Raw genomic sequence first — 12,183 nt, 5'->3', positions numbered from 1 at the left:
GGGGGGCCCGCCCCCCCCCCGCGCCCGCCGGCCGCGGCGGGCGGCCGCCCGGGGACCGGGGCCTCCGGAATCGTGCCGGGCGGGGCCGGGGCGCACAGAAGTGACCGGCGGGTAAAGAGGAGCGGGGGCATCCAGTAGCCTCTGTGGCACTTCTGAGGGAGGGGAGCCCACAGTGGCGGATACACCCATCTGCCCCGTATGCCACAGACCAGCGGACGACTCCGGCCGGGCGGGCTGCCGGTGCGCCGGGGTCGAAGTGCTGCCGCGGCCGGTGACACACCCGGACCGGGGGCCGGACCCGGCCGACCTGGCGATGTTCCCCGAGGGAGCCCGGCCGGCGGACGACGACACCGCGCCCCTGCCTACGGTGACCGGGGGCCGCCCGGCCCCGCACCGCCGCGTCGGGCGCGGCATGGCACTGGCCGTGGGCGGCACCGCGGTGGCCGTGCTGGGCTCCGGCATACTCGTGGCCGGGCTGCTCACCCGGGGGGACGACACCTTCGACGAGGCCCGGTTCGGCGACCGCGGCGGGGCCCCGACCGCGGTGGTGCCCACCGGCGACGGGGGAGAGGAGTCGGCCGGCCCCGGCCCCGAGGACTCCGCGTCCCCCTCGGTCTCTCCATCGGCCACGGCGTCCTCCTCCCCCACTCCCTCCGTCCCCGCGAGCCCCTCGCGGAGCCGTACCCCCTCCTCCCCCACCCCCTCCCGCAGCGCCGAGGCGTCCGCGAGCAGTTCCCCGGAACCCTCCGCCCCCGACACTCCGGACGGAGGCGGCCAGGACGGCGACAGGTACGACGACGGGGGCGGCCCGCCGCGCACGCTGCGCGAGGGCGACTCGGGTCCTGAGGTCTTCGAGCTCCAGTACCGGCTGTCCGCGGTGGGCACCTACGACAGCCGCAGGCACGGCGTGGACGGCGTGTACGACCGCGAGGTCACCGAGGGGGTGGCCGGGTTCCAGGTCTGGTACGGGGTGCGGGGCGACCCGGAGGGGGTCTACGGGCCGCACACCCGGCGCGCGCTGGAGGGAGCCACGCAGCGGAACTGAAGCCGGTGGACCGGCGGAGTGGCGCGAACGCGGAATGCTTTGTATCGTAGAGGAACAAAGTGGCTCCGCCCGTTCCCCGTTCCTGACGACGGGGGCCCCTGACCCGGCGGGCGGGCCACTTGTCCCGCCTTCCAGCCGTTGGAGCCACCCGCCATGCCCTCGGACACCCCGGACGCCACGGAAACCCAGGACGGTCAGGACGCCCGGCACGCCGTGGGCGCGCCCGCCGCGGCGCTGACGGCACGCGCGCTACTGCTGGACATGGACGGCACCCTGGTCGACTCCGACGCCGCCGTGGAGCGCGTCTGGCGCGACTGGGCCGCCGGGCACGGACTGGACGGGGACGAGGTCATGAAGGTGGTGCACGGCCGGCAGGGCTACGCCACGATGGCCGAGCTGCTGCCCGACCGCCCGATGGAGACCAACCACGCCGAGAACCGGCGCCTGCTGGAGCGGGAGACCGCCGACACCGAGGGCGTGGTACCGGTCCCGGGCGCTCCCGCCTTCCTCGCCGCGATCGAGGACCTCCCCCACGCGCTGGTGACCTCGGCCAGCGTCCCCCTGGCCACCGCCCGCATGAACGCGGCGGGCCTGCGGATGCCGTCGGTGCGGGTCACCGCGGAGTCGGTCGGCGCCAGCAAGCCGCACCCGGAGGGCTTCTTGAAGGCCGCGGCCGAACTGGGCTTCGCGCCAAAGGACTGCGTGGTCCTCGAGGACTCCGGGGCCGGTGTCGCGGCGGGCCGCGCGGCCGGTATGCGGGTGGTCGGCGTCGGGCCCCGGGCGGCGGCCTTCGGCCCGGCCGCCCACGTGCCGACGCTGGAGGGGGTGCGCGTGGAGCCCCTGCCCGGCGGCGGGCTGCGCCTGCACCTGGCCCCCGGGCCCGGCTGAGCCCGCACCGCCCCTCCCCCCAGACGCACGCCCCCCGTCCGGAACCTTCCTCCCCGCCGGTTCCGGGTGGGGGGCGTGATCACTCCCGCCGCCCCGGCCGGTCAGCCGGTGAGCGCCTCGTAGAAGCTGAGGGCGGCCAGCACCAGCATCACGCACGCCGCGATCCGGGAGATCAGGCGCAGGGGCACGCGGCGCATCAGCGCGCGCCCGCCCAGGATGCCGATGGCCGCGACCGACCACAGGGCGATCACCGCGCCGAGGGCGACCGAGAGCGGATTGTCGTAGCGGGCGGCGAGGTTGGCCGTCATGATCTGGGTGAGGTCGCCGAACTCGGCGATCAGGATCAGCGTGAAGCCACTGCCCGCCACCTTCCAGAAGGACTGGTCGGAGGGCTTGCGGATCTCCTCGTCGCCGTCGTCCTTCCTCAGCAGCAGCATCAGCGCGCCCCCCAGGAACAGCGCACCGGTGATCCCCTGCACCGGTTGCCGCGGCAGCAGGGTCAGCACGCTGCCCGCGGCGACGGCCAGCGCGACGTGCAGCGCGAAGGCCGCCGCGACTCCGGCGAAGACGTACGAGGCCCGGTAACGGGTGCCGAGCACAAGCCCGGCGAGTGCCGTCTTGTCGGGCAGTTCGGCGAGGAAGACGACGCCGAAGGTCACTGCGGCGGCGGTGATGCTGAACATGCGGGAAGGACCCCTCATCGGTCGGGCCGCCCTGCCGAGAGGCCCACGGGGGCGAGCACGCTCCGGCACGGCAGCGTCATGGGCGGCTCGTGTGAAGCCGTGGACACTGCGGCCGAAGGTCTCGCCGGCACGGTGCGCGGGCACCGGCTCCGGGCGCCGGGCCGGCCGTACGGGTACGGCGCGGCCAGTATGTCGACGGTCCGGCGAAGAGCTACTCCCCTTCAGACACCGACCAGCGTACGTGATGCCTCCGCGCGCCCCCGCGCCGGCCACGGCCGGCGGCTCCGGCGCGGAACACCGGAGCCGCACGCGGCCCCGCACCGCGAGCGCGCCGATCAGTCCGGGCGGCGGTCTTGATTTGACGTGCCCATGTCGCCATCCTGTCACCCAGCGCCCGCCGGGAGGAAACCTTTCGGCATCACTCTGACGGCGTTCGCTCCAATCAACTTCCCCCCATTCTCAGGGAGTTCGTATGCACGGCATGCGCCTGCCCGCTTCGCGGCGCGGCTGCTACGCGCGTCAATCCACTACCCTCGGCGCGCTCATCGCCCTCTGCGCCGGCCTGCTGTTCCTGAGCACCCCCACCGCCCAGGCCGCGCCCCCCACCCCGCCGAGCGCGTCCACCGCGCGCTCCTACCTCGCCTCCCTGACGGTGCGCGCCGAGGGCTCCTCGGACGGCTACAGCCGCGACAGGTTCCCGCACTGGATCACCCAGAGCGGTACCTGCAACACCCGTGAGGTCGTCCTCGAGCGCGACGGCACGGGCGTGGTGCGGGACAGCAGCTGCGCGGCCACCAGCGGCCGCTGGTACTCGCCCTACGACGGCGCCACCTGGTACGCCGCCTCCGACGTGGACATCGACCACGTCGTACCGCTGGCCGAGGCGTGGCGCTCGGGCGCGAACTCCTGGAGCACCTCCAGGCGGCAGTCGTTCGCCAACGACCTGTCCATCGCGCAGCTCATCGCCGTGACCGACAACGTCAACCAGTCCAAGGGCGACAAGGACCCGGCGGAGTGGATGCCACCGCGCTCCGCCTACCACTGCACCTACGCCCGGATGTGGGTCTGGGTGAAGCACAGCTACGGCCTGTCCGTGGACTCCGCCGAGAAGAGCAGGCTCACCAGCGTGCTGAGCGGCTGCTGACCGGCTGCTGACCGGCCTCGGCGCCCACGCCCGGAACCGGTGCCGGCAGGACGGCGGCGCCCGGCCGACCGCCCGGGCCGGGCCGCGTCCGGATCCGCCGCCCCTACCTCCCCGGCTCCGGGGCGAGCACCGCGGTGACACAGGCCACCGGCCTGCCCGCGTCGCCGGCGCGTCCGGGCTCGTGCGCCGTGCGGTGCTCGTAGAGCACCACGGACCGCGCCTCGCCCGCGCGGAAACGCCACATGTGGCTGGACAGCGCCCTGCCCTCGCCGTGCTCGTCGGTGGTGAAGTCCAGCCAGACCTCGTTCTCGGGGTTGGCGTGGCGCGGGCCGGCGGACGAACCACTCGGGGCGGGGACGTTCCGGTAGCGCGGGCCGGAGCCCCCGGGCCGGACACCGCACGGCTCGGTGTGCACGTGCGCCCCGTAGCCGCGGCCCTCCGGCAGCCCTCGCACGCCCAGTTCGACGGTCATGCCCCGGCGGCTGTCGTAGCGGGCCACCGAGACCCCGGCCCCGACGGGAACGAGGGCCCGGTCGTAGGTCACCGCGGCGGGCACGGCGGACTTCCCCGGCGGGGCGAACTCCGCGCCCGCCCATGCCACCCGGTGCCTGCCTCCGAGCCCGAAACCGCCGATGCCGATGTCGGCGACCGACTCGACGACGCCGAGGACCTCCGCCGTCTCGACGGGTTCGGCAGCTCCCGCGACGGCCGGCAGTGCCGCCGCCACGGCCGTGACGACCGCCGCGGCGACCGTCCTGCGGGCGGCCCCGCCCGCCGTCCCGTTCGCCGTCCTGTCCACCGGTTTCCTGCCCTTGAGCATGTCGGCCCCTCCTGCTCGGTTCGCCGTGTCGTTCCGTACGGCCGCCCATGCTCCGCCGACTCCGGCCGGACGGCGGGGAGATGACGTGCCGCGGCACCCCAGCCGATCCTCACGGGTGACGCGGGCGTACGCTGATCGGCGGTACACCGCCCCGCGGCAGGGGCCCCACCGGGGGGTGAATGTGCAGGAAACGCTGGGGGAGTTGGTCTACGCCCCCTGGATCTACGTACTCATAGCGCTGTCGGTGCTGCTCGACGTGTTCCTCCCCTTCCTGCCCAGCGGCGTCATCGTGATCGCGGCCGCGGCCACCGCGGCGGGTGCGGCCGGCGCGGGCACGGCGGCCGGCACGGCCGCGGTCGCCGCACCGGCTCCGAACGCCCCGCTTCCGACGGTGTGCGCGCTGGTGTTGTGCGCGGCCGCGGCGTCCGTCCTGGGCGACCTGGCGGTGTACCGGCTGGCCCGGCACGGCAGTGACCGCTTCACCCGGGCCGTCGCCCGCTCGCGGCGGCTGGCCCGCGCCCGGGAGCGGCTCGGTCACGCGCTGGAGCGCGGGGGAGGCCCCCTGGTCGTGCTCGCACGGTTCGCCCCGGGCGGGCGATCGGTGATGAGCCTGGTCGCCGGCGTGGAGCAGCGGCGCACCGGGGAGTTCCTGCCGTGGTCGGCCCTGGCGGGCCTGGCCTGGGCCGGGTACGGCGTCGGCGCCGGCTACGTGGGCGGGCAGTGGTTCGGGGCGACGTGGCTGGGGGCGGCGGTCTCGGTGCTGGCCCTCTTCGGCGCGGGCGTCCTGGCGGCCTTCCTGGTGCGGCGCGGGCCGCTGCCGACGGCGCGGACCTCCTGACGTACGCCCCTCAAGGTGCGGTCGCCCCCGGGACCGCACCCGGGGACGACCACATGCGCGTCAGCCCTCGCCGCCCCCGTCAGGGCTTGCGGGCGACGGCCGCGTAGAGGGACACCTCCGCGTCGGAGACGTCCGCGAGCGGCTGGTCCGGCTCCGGCCGCCAGCGGTGCGGCACGGTCAGGCCGGGCTCGACGAACTCCAGCCCGTCGAAGAACCGCAGGATCTCCTCGCGTGTACGGGCCTTGGCCGAGGCCGCGGAACCGGACATGGAGAGGCTGTTCAGACGCTCCCAGGTCTCGGGGTCGAGATCGGGGGTGCAGTGGGTGAGGGTGAGGTAGCTGCCCGACGGTATCGCCTCCACCAGCCGTGCGACGATCTCGTGCGGCCTGCTCTCGTCGCCGATGTAGTGGAGCAGCGCGTTGAGGGAGAGTCCGACCGGCCGGCTCAGGTCCAGGACCTCGCGGAGTTCGGGGTGGTTCAGGATCGAGTCGGGGTCGGTCGCCTCCGCGTGCAGGTAGGCGGTACGGCCCTCCGGGGTGCTGCGCAGCAGCGCCTGCGCGTAGCGCAGCACGATGGGGTCGTTGTCGGCGTAGACGACCCGGGCCTCGGGCGCGATGGCCTGGACGACCTGGTGGAGGTTGGGCTCGGTGGGTATGCCGGTGCCGACGTCGAGGAACTGCCGGATGCCCGCCTCACGGACCAGCCACCGGGACGTCCGGTGCATGAAGGCGCGGTTGACGCGGGCTCCGGTGCGCACCCCCGGCCAGAAGGAGATGACCGCCTCGGCGCCCTGGATGTCGGCCTCGTAGTTGGTCTTCCCTCCGAGGAAGTAGTCGTACATGCGCGCCGAGTGCGGCCTGCTGGTGTCGATGTCGTCGGCGGAGAAGCCCTGGGCGGTCATCTGGTCTCCCGTGGGGGGTGGTGGTGGTCGGTGGTGGTGCGGTCAGGCGAGCAGGAAGTCGGCTTCCCCGAGCTTGGCGCCCCGGATGAACGACTCGATCTCCTGGTAGGTGTAGATCAGCGCGGGGCCGTCGGGGTCACTGGACTGCCGCAGGGCCACCCGTCCGTCGCCGAGCTTCATCGCTTCCACGCAGTTGCCGCCGTTGGTGCCGCTCCACGGCTTGTGCCAGCCCTCGCTCCCGAGTTCCCTGGCCGGCATCCCGTTGTAAATGTGACCCATCGGTCAGAACTCCTTGCGAATGTCACCGAGGAGCTCCTCGGTGTGTCGTACTGATACGGCCTGCGCGCCCATGCGGTCCAGGACCTCCAGGTAGGCGGCCGTGTCGGGGCGCTCGTCCAGATAGACGGCCCCTGTGAGGCTCTCGGCGTAGACGATGTCCGGCAGTTCCGGTATGTCGAAGCGGAACAGCTGGAAGGGGCCGAACATGCCCGGGTGCGGGCCCGCCCCGAACGTCAGGACCTGGAGGGTGACGTTCGGCGTTCCCGTCGCCTCCAGAAGCCGGTCGATCTGCGCCCGCATGACCTCACGCCCCCCGACGGGCCGGTGAAGGACCGTTTCGTCAATCACGACCCACAGTCGCGGGGCGCCGGGACCGTCCAGGAGCCGCTGCCGTCCCATGCGCAGCGCCACCCGGCGCTCGAGTTCGTCCTCGGGCGCGCTGGGGAAGCCGGTGCGCAGCAGGGCACGGGCGTAGTCCTCGGTCTGGAGCAGGCCGGGGACGCAGTGGGGCTCGTAGCCGCGGATGACGGAGGCGGCTCCCTCCAGGCTGACGTACAGGCCGAACCAGTCGGGCAGTACGTCACGGAAGCGGTGCCACCATCCCGGTCTGCGTGATTCCTCCACGAGCGCCAGGAAGGAGTCGATCTCCTGCCGTTCGACGCCGTAGGTCTCCAGCAACTTCTCCACGAACAGCGGTTTCAAGCCGACTTCGGCCTTCTCCATCCGCCGTACCGTCGCGGCGTTGACGCTGAGCGCGGCGGCGGCCTCCTCGAAGGAGCACCCGGCCTTTTCCCGCAGGTCACGGAGTCGCAGGCCGAGCACGATCCGCCCGACGGTCGCCACGTTCCCTCCCTCGAAACCCCTGGTCAGACAGAGAGTCTGACACACCGTCCATGACGTACGCAGCCTGCCTTGAATATTCTGCAATTTGCAAGACGCCTCTTGCCTTCTGCCTACCGCAGCGAGGATAGTGAGAGTCCCCACAGGCGGAAGCACGGAAAGGCGGGTGGCCGTGGCGCTCTCCCCAGGCACGATGACGCTCCCGGGACCGGTCGGTGTATGCCCCGACCTGCGCCAGGAGACATTCGAGCTGCCGGCCCAGCCCTTCTCCGTCGCCGACGCCCGCGATCGCGCCTTCGAGCGCCTGCTCCAGTGGGGCTTCACCCCGGAGGTCTGCCGCACGGCACGGCTGGTGGTCTCCGAGCTGTTCACCAACGCCGTACTGCACACGGACAGTGACCGCATCGGCTGCCTGCTGTACGTCGCCGACAACCAGATACGCATCGAGGTGCGCGACCAGGGCAGCTACGCCAGCACCCCGGTCCTGTGCTTCCCCCGGGCCGACGAGGAGCGCGGCCGGGGACTACAGCTGATCGAATCGCTCACACAGGCCTGGGGGGTGGAGTCCGCGGGACTCGGCCTGGGCCACATCGTGTGGGCCGTCATCCGGCCCTGAGCCGTCCGGGGCCGGATGACCGCAAGGGCCCGGGTCCCCTCCCGGCGAGGGGAGGGGACCCGGGCCCTGCGGAAAAGGGCCGGGGCCGCCCCGCCTGGGGGGGGCCCGGGCCCTCCCCCCCCGCCCCCCCCCCCCCCGGGGCCCCTCCTCCCCGTACCACCTGATCGAAAGGCACCACCACCCGTGAACCCGACCCTGACGCACCCCGCCGCGGACCTGTCGGACCTGGTCCTCGGCCCCCTGGAACTGGGCTGGCTGCGGCCCACCGGCCGCGTCCCGGACGTGCTGCGCGCCTGGGGACACGGGGCACTGGGCGAGGCGCCGACCGGGCCCGCCTGGGACGTGGTCCGCCTGCCCACCGGCACCGCACACGCGACGGTGCGGCGACTGCGCACGGCCCGCGCACCGCTCGGGCCGGTCCTGGCCACCCCGCTCGGGGTGGACTTCCTCCTCGCGCCCGGCTCGGCGGACGGCTGGAACGCCCCCGGCAGCGCCCGCCTGCCCGACCACACGCTCGTGCCGCTGCCGCACCCGGACTACACCGAACCCCGCCACCTGGACGGCCGGTCCTGGATCGTGCAACCCACCACCGAGGCGCTCACCGCCGGACCCGCCCTGCGCAACGCCTACACCGCCGCCCGCGCCGCGACGAAGGAGGCCGCCCGGTGAGCGGAGCCCGCACGGCACCCGTGGGAGACCGCCCCGCGCGCCTCGCCGAGCGGATGAGCGTGGTGCCCTACATCGCCGCCTGGTCCGGCGAGCCGATGGTCCACCCCCGGCCCGTCCGGGTCGCCTTCGGTGGCGGCCGCCTCAGCTTTCCCGGCGAAGACCTCACCTCCTACGCCCACGACTGGCGCGGCACCGCTGTGGGCCCGGCAGTCCCTCGGCCGGAGAAAAGGCGAACCCAAGTACGAGACGGTCCACGTGCAGCGCCGCGCGATGAGCGACCTGCTGTGCCAGGTCTGTGGCAGGACCACGGTGACCGGCGCGATCGGCGAGCGGTTCCTGTTCCTGGTCAAGGACGCGGGCCGGCCGATCCTCGAAGGCGAGCGGACCACGTCACCGCCGGTGTGCATGCCCTGCGCCCACATCGCCGTACGCGAGTGCCCCACCTGACCAGAGGGCACGTCGCCGCGTGGGTGCGCGACGCCGTCCCGTGGGGCGTGGCCGGCATCGTCCACCACCCCTACTTCGTCCGGCCTCTCCCCTCCGAGGGGCTGGTGGACGTCTCCTACGACGCCCCCGCACTCGCCTGGACCCTCGCCTACCGGCAGGTCGTGGCCCTGCACGGCTGCACCCCCGTGAACCTCGCCGAACTCACCGACCCCGCCTGAAAGGGGATGACCGCCTGTGTGCCGGCACACGCCCCCGTGCCCGCCCGCCACCTCCCCCGGCCGGGAGGCCGCCCACCTCATCGCTCACCACCCCGAACAGGGCTGGTCGCTGCGGTCTGACGGCGCCCTGCTGTTCGAGGACACCGGCGTACTGCTGCCCGATGGGCAGGTCATCGCCCCGCACCGCCCGGCCGGCCCTCTCGCGGCCGCCGCATGACTCCTGCCCCCGGCAACGGAAGATCCCATCCCCTGCGGCCCGCAGCCGGGGGCAGGCACCAGGCCATCTCGCCCCCCATCACCAGGAGAACACCAAGCATGCTCACCACCCCCGCAGCCTTTCCCTTGGACGGCTTCGACTGGGCCCTCCAGGGCCTCGTGGAGCGCGTCCCCCACACCCGCGGCGCGATTCTGCTGTCGTCCGACGGCCTGGCGAAGTCGTGGTTCGGCCTCGACAAGGACACCGCCGACCGTCTGGCGGCCCTGGCCTCCGGCCTGTCCGCGATGGCCGACGGCGCCGCGCGGCTCCTGGCGCCCAACGTGGCCGAGGAACTGTCCCTGAACGTGGTGGTGATCGACCTCGGCGCCGTCGCGCTGCTGGTGTGCGCGGGCGTGGAAGGCAGCCGCCTGCTGGTCACCGCCGACCGGGAAGCCGACCACGGCCAGGTCGGCTACGAGATGGCCAAGCTCGCCGGCAGCCTCCGCGACCACATCGCCACCCCCGCCCGCACTACCGCCGGCCTGTGAGACGCGCGCCCGGCTACCTCACCGGCTCGCGCCGCCCTGCGTGAGCCCACAGACCGCCGCCCCCCGGGCCCGCGGGATTCACACACCCCCGGGGGGCGGCCCCACAGCGTCCGCACGGGCCGGGTAAGCGGCGCTGCGGCCCCCAGCCGCAGGGCATGGCACCGGCCCGCCGGACGGCACCACCTACCCCTGTACCGGATCTACCTGGAGGATGCAGATGACTGAACTCGGTATGCCCACCGTGCCGCCGCAGCCCTTACGGCCCCTGGGCGGCGGCGTCGGCTTCGCCAACGCCGGCCACCACTTCACCGCCGCCACCGACCTCGATGTCGCCGCAGCCGCGCAGGCCGCGACCGTGCCGCTGTCGGTGGTTCTTCAGGCCACCAAGCGGTGCAACTTCGACTGCTCGTTCTGCTCGGAGACCCTCCAGCTCCCCGACCCCTCGCTGGAGCAGCTCGACACCATGCGCAGGAACCTGGCCGGTGTCGGCCGGGTGTTCCTCTCCGGCGGTGAGCCGCTGATGCGCCGCGACTTCAGCGAGATCGTGGACATGTATCACCAGGACTTCATCCTGGCGGTGCCCACCAACGCCACTCACGGCCTGGACCACGCGAGGAACATCGCGGGGAAGATCGCGTTCGCCAACATCGGGCTGGAGGGCCCGCGCGCCACCACCAACCGGGTCCGCGGCGACTACGACGAGGTGATGGCCGGGGTCCGCGCGCTCCAGGACGCCGGGATTCCGCTGTCGCTGTCGGCTGTGGTCTACCGCTCCACCCTGGCCGCGCTGCCGTTCACCTGCCAGATCGCCGACGTGCTCGACGCGGGCAAGGTCAAGCTGATCATGCCGTTGCGGAAGGGCAACGCCCTGAAGCTGGAGGAGAACGAGTTCATCACCGACCAGGAGGCCGCCGAGACGTTCGATCGCCTGTCGGAGCTGCGGACCGTCCACGGGTGGCGGCCCGCACTGCGGATGACGACGTGGACCCCGGCCAACGAGGGCCACATGATCGTGGTCGAGCCGAACGGGATCGCGCGGGCCTGGCCGGTGTACGACGCCCCGGACCTGTGGGAGCCCCTGGGGAACATCCTGGAGGAGCCGATCAGCGAGATTTGGGGCCGGTACCGCTTCAAGGAGAACCACTTCGCGAAGTACCTGGGGCACTCGATCCGCACGGCTGCCCACACGGGAGTCTGAGCATGCGGACCCTCAGCAACCTGAGCTGGCCCGACACTCCCTACGGGGCGGTGGGGCGGCCGGTGGACCGGCCGGTGCGGCTGCTGACCGGCATGGCCATGCAGTGGGCCGACGACGGGACCGAAACCGTACCGGCGGCCGCCGCGGCGGTGTTCCTGCCGGTCAAGCGCACCCTGCCGGTCCAGGTGTTACCCGACACCGTGCACTTCGGGTTCCGTACCGCCGTGGCCGAAGGCGTCCACGACGTCCAGCCGGTGCTGAAGTTCGTGGACGGCATCCTCGTCCAAGGGCGCCGGGACGCCGCCGGCGTCGCCTGGCACTCCGACGACGACCTGTATGTCATGCGGCAGGCCGCAGCCGTCCGCTACCCCGGTATCAACGCCGTCGGGGAAGCATGGAAGGGCCACCCGACGCGCGAGCGGGGCACCGCCCCCCTGATCGACACCACCGAACACCTCGACGCCCAAGGGGTCATCGCCGAGGTCGCCCAGAGCCACGGGATCGACTTCGGTTCGACGCTCACCCTCATGCAGCTCCCGACCACCGCGCAGAGCCTGTACGAGAGCCTGGCCGGCGACCCGGCCGACACCGAGATGCCGGTCCAGGGCCTGGCGGCCGGCGCTCTCGCCCAAGCCCTCGCGGTGACCTTGCTGGCGGGTAAGGCCATGGGCCGCGTGAAGTGGGACGAGCCGTTCCCGCTGCGCGACGCGGTCCGGTCGGTGGCGTGGCATGCGATGCCGCTGATTTTCGCCTCCGAGGGGCAGCGCCCCCAGTAGCGTCACCCGGTGGGGGGGGGGGGGGGGGGGGGGGGCGGCGCGCCCCGCCAGCGCTGCCCCGCTTCATCACTCTACGG

17 protein-coding genes are annotated in these 12,183 nt (G+C 73.3%); 12 read left to right on the top strand and 5 right to left on the bottom strand.

The genetic code is table 11. The features are described from left to right. Nucleotides 1-271 precede the first annotated feature (271 nt). Nucleotides 272-1,045 (top strand): peptidoglycan-binding domain-containing protein, encoded by a 774-nt coding sequence (locus AC2CJA_RS17355; protein ID WP_484603602.1) that lies wholly within the window; start codon nucleotides 272-274, stop codon nucleotides 1,043-1,045. A 153-nt stretch (nucleotides 1,046-1,198) separates the two neighbouring features. Further along, a complete protein-coding gene (locus tag AC2CJA_RS17350) occupies nucleotides 1,199-1,933 on the top strand; it encodes an HAD-IA family hydrolase (protein WP_484603601.1) in 735 nt (244 codons plus the stop codon). A 101-nt stretch (nucleotides 1,934-2,034) separates the two neighbouring features. Here the strand turns inward: AC2CJA_RS17350 and AC2CJA_RS17345 are convergent, their stop codons facing one another. Further along, nucleotides 2,035-2,616, bottom strand: coding sequence for a TMEM165/GDT1 family protein (locus AC2CJA_RS17345; RefSeq protein ID WP_484603600.1), 582 nt, complete (start codon nucleotides 2,614-2,616; stop codon nucleotides 2,035-2,037). A gap of 472 nt (nucleotides 2,617-3,088) precedes the next feature. On the opposite strand from AC2CJA_RS17345, the gene AC2CJA_RS17340 reads away from it, so the two are divergent. Beyond that, a complete protein-coding gene (locus AC2CJA_RS17340) occupies nucleotides 3,089-3,760 on the top strand; it encodes an HNH endonuclease family protein (RefSeq protein ID WP_484603599.1) in 672 nt (223 codons plus the stop codon). A gap of 103 nt (nucleotides 3,761-3,863) precedes the next feature. Here AC2CJA_RS17340 and AC2CJA_RS17335 read toward each other — a convergent pair whose 3' ends face one another. After that, the gene (locus AC2CJA_RS17335) at nucleotides 3,864-4,580 is read right to left on the bottom strand and encodes a superoxide dismutase family protein (protein ID WP_484603598.1); all 717 of its coding nucleotides are present in this window, start codon (nucleotides 4,578-4,580) and stop codon (nucleotides 3,864-3,866) included. 181 nt (nucleotides 4,581-4,761) lie between these two features. On the opposite strand from AC2CJA_RS17335, the gene AC2CJA_RS17330 reads away from it, so the two are divergent. Beyond that, a complete protein-coding gene (locus AC2CJA_RS17330) occupies nucleotides 4,762-5,418 on the top strand; it encodes a DedA family protein (protein WP_484603603.1) in 657 nt (218 codons plus the stop codon). Nucleotides 5,419-5,497: 79 nt separating this feature from the next. Here the strand turns inward: AC2CJA_RS17330 and AC2CJA_RS17325 are convergent, their stop codons facing one another. From AC2CJA_RS17325 to AC2CJA_RS17315, 3 genes are read right to left on the bottom strand one after another with little or no spacing between them, the layout of a single operon-like run. Further along, a complete protein-coding gene (locus AC2CJA_RS17325) occupies nucleotides 5,498-6,319 on the bottom strand; it encodes an SAM-dependent methyltransferase (RefSeq protein ID WP_484603597.1) in 822 nt (273 codons plus the stop codon). Nucleotides 6,320-6,361: 42 nt separating this feature from the next. Next, complete coding sequence (locus AC2CJA_RS17320) at nucleotides 6,362-6,598, bottom strand: DUF397 domain-containing protein (protein ID WP_484603595.1); 237 nt, start codon at nucleotides 6,596-6,598, stop codon at nucleotides 6,362-6,364. A 3-nt stretch (nucleotides 6,599-6,601) separates the two neighbouring features. After that, complete coding sequence (locus tag AC2CJA_RS17315; RefSeq protein ID WP_484603594.1) at nucleotides 6,602-7,441, bottom strand: helix-turn-helix domain-containing protein; 840 nt, start codon at nucleotides 7,439-7,441, stop codon at nucleotides 6,602-6,604. Between the two features lie 169 nt (nucleotides 7,442-7,610). Between AC2CJA_RS17315 and AC2CJA_RS17310 the strand changes: the two genes are divergently transcribed. The 8 genes from AC2CJA_RS17310 to AC2CJA_RS17275 all read left to right on the top strand — a co-directional run bounded on the left by AC2CJA_RS17310 (nucleotide 7,611) and on the right by AC2CJA_RS17275 (nucleotide 12,106). Beyond that, on the top strand, nucleotides 7,611-8,054 hold the full coding sequence (locus tag AC2CJA_RS17310; protein ID WP_484603593.1) for an ATP-binding protein: 444 nt from the start codon (nucleotides 7,611-7,613) through the stop codon (nucleotides 8,052-8,054). 183 nt (nucleotides 8,055-8,237) lie between these two features. After that, entirely contained in the window at nucleotides 8,238-8,723 is a 486-nt protein-coding gene (locus AC2CJA_RS17305) for a hypothetical protein (protein WP_484603592.1), read from the top strand. A 270-nt stretch (nucleotides 8,724-8,993) separates the two neighbouring features. After that, complete coding sequence (locus tag AC2CJA_RS17300) at nucleotides 8,994-9,170, top strand: hypothetical protein (RefSeq protein WP_484603591.1); 177 nt, start codon at nucleotides 8,994-8,996, stop codon at nucleotides 9,168-9,170. After that, nucleotides 9,158-9,388 (top strand): hypothetical protein, encoded by a 231-nt coding sequence (locus AC2CJA_RS17295; RefSeq protein WP_484603590.1) that lies wholly within the window; start codon nucleotides 9,158-9,160, stop codon nucleotides 9,386-9,388. The genes AC2CJA_RS17300 and AC2CJA_RS17295 overlap by 13 nt, the downstream gene beginning before the upstream one ends. A 16-nt stretch (nucleotides 9,389-9,404) precedes the next feature. After that, on the top strand, nucleotides 9,405-9,605 hold the full coding sequence (locus AC2CJA_RS17290; protein ID WP_484603589.1) for a DUF5999 family protein: 201 nt from the start codon (nucleotides 9,405-9,407) through the stop codon (nucleotides 9,603-9,605). A gap of 98 nt (nucleotides 9,606-9,703) precedes the next feature. After that, entirely contained in the window at nucleotides 9,704-10,132 is a 429-nt protein-coding gene (locus tag AC2CJA_RS17285) for a roadblock/LC7 domain-containing protein (RefSeq protein WP_484603588.1), read from the top strand. A gap of 217 nt (nucleotides 10,133-10,349) precedes the next feature. Further along, nucleotides 10,350-11,330 carry a radical SAM protein gene (locus AC2CJA_RS17280; RefSeq protein ID WP_484603587.1) on the top strand — a complete coding sequence of 327 codons (981 nt, stop codon included), beginning with the start codon at nucleotides 10,350-10,352 and terminating at the stop codon, nucleotides 11,328-11,330. A 2-nt stretch (nucleotides 11,331-11,332) separates the two neighbouring features. Further along, a complete protein-coding gene (locus AC2CJA_RS17275; protein WP_484603586.1) occupies nucleotides 11,333-12,106 on the top strand; it encodes a hypothetical protein in 774 nt (257 codons plus the stop codon). Nucleotides 12,107-12,183 lie beyond the last annotated feature (77 nt).

Source organism: Streptomyces sp. ATLC9 (assembly GCF_057196705.1).
Note: the sequence above shows the minus strand (reverse complement) of the source record. Positions and strands in the feature narration are given on the sequence as shown.

Bases quoted from the DNA above. Each gene is read 5' to 3' on its own strand.
- AC2CJA_RS17300 (WP_484603591.1), top strand. From the start codon at position 8,994: ATGAGCGACCTGCTGTGCCAGGTCTGTGGCAGGACCACGGTGACCGGC.
- AC2CJA_RS17325 (WP_484603597.1), bottom strand. From the start codon at position 6,319: ATGACCGCCCAGGGCTTCTCCGCCGACGACATCGACACCAGCAGGCCG.
- AC2CJA_RS17340 (WP_484603599.1), top strand. From the start codon at position 3,089: ATGCACGGCATGCGCCTGCCCGCTTCGCGGCGCGGCTGCTACGCGCGT.
- AC2CJA_RS17345 (WP_484603600.1), bottom strand. From the start codon at position 2,616: ATGTTCAGCATCACCGCCGCCGCAGTGACCTTCGGCGTCGTCTTCCTC.
- AC2CJA_RS17280 (WP_484603587.1), top strand. From the start codon at position 10,350: ATGACTGAACTCGGTATGCCCACCGTGCCGCCGCAGCCCTTACGGCCC.
- AC2CJA_RS17350 (WP_484603601.1), top strand. From the start codon at position 1,199: ATGCCCTCGGACACCCCGGACGCCACGGAAACCCAGGACGGTCAGGAC.
- AC2CJA_RS17320 (WP_484603595.1), bottom strand. From the start codon at position 6,598: ATGGGTCACATTTACAACGGGATGCCGGCCAGGGAACTCGGGAGCGAG.
- AC2CJA_RS17285 (WP_484603588.1), top strand. From the start codon at position 9,704: ATGCTCACCACCCCCGCAGCCTTTCCCTTGGACGGCTTCGACTGGGCC.
- AC2CJA_RS17335 (WP_484603598.1), bottom strand. From the start codon at position 4,580: ATGCTCAAGGGCAGGAAACCGGTGGACAGGACGGCGAACGGGACGGCG.
- AC2CJA_RS17275 (WP_484603586.1), top strand. From the start codon at position 11,333: ATGCGGACCCTCAGCAACCTGAGCTGGCCCGACACTCCCTACGGGGCG.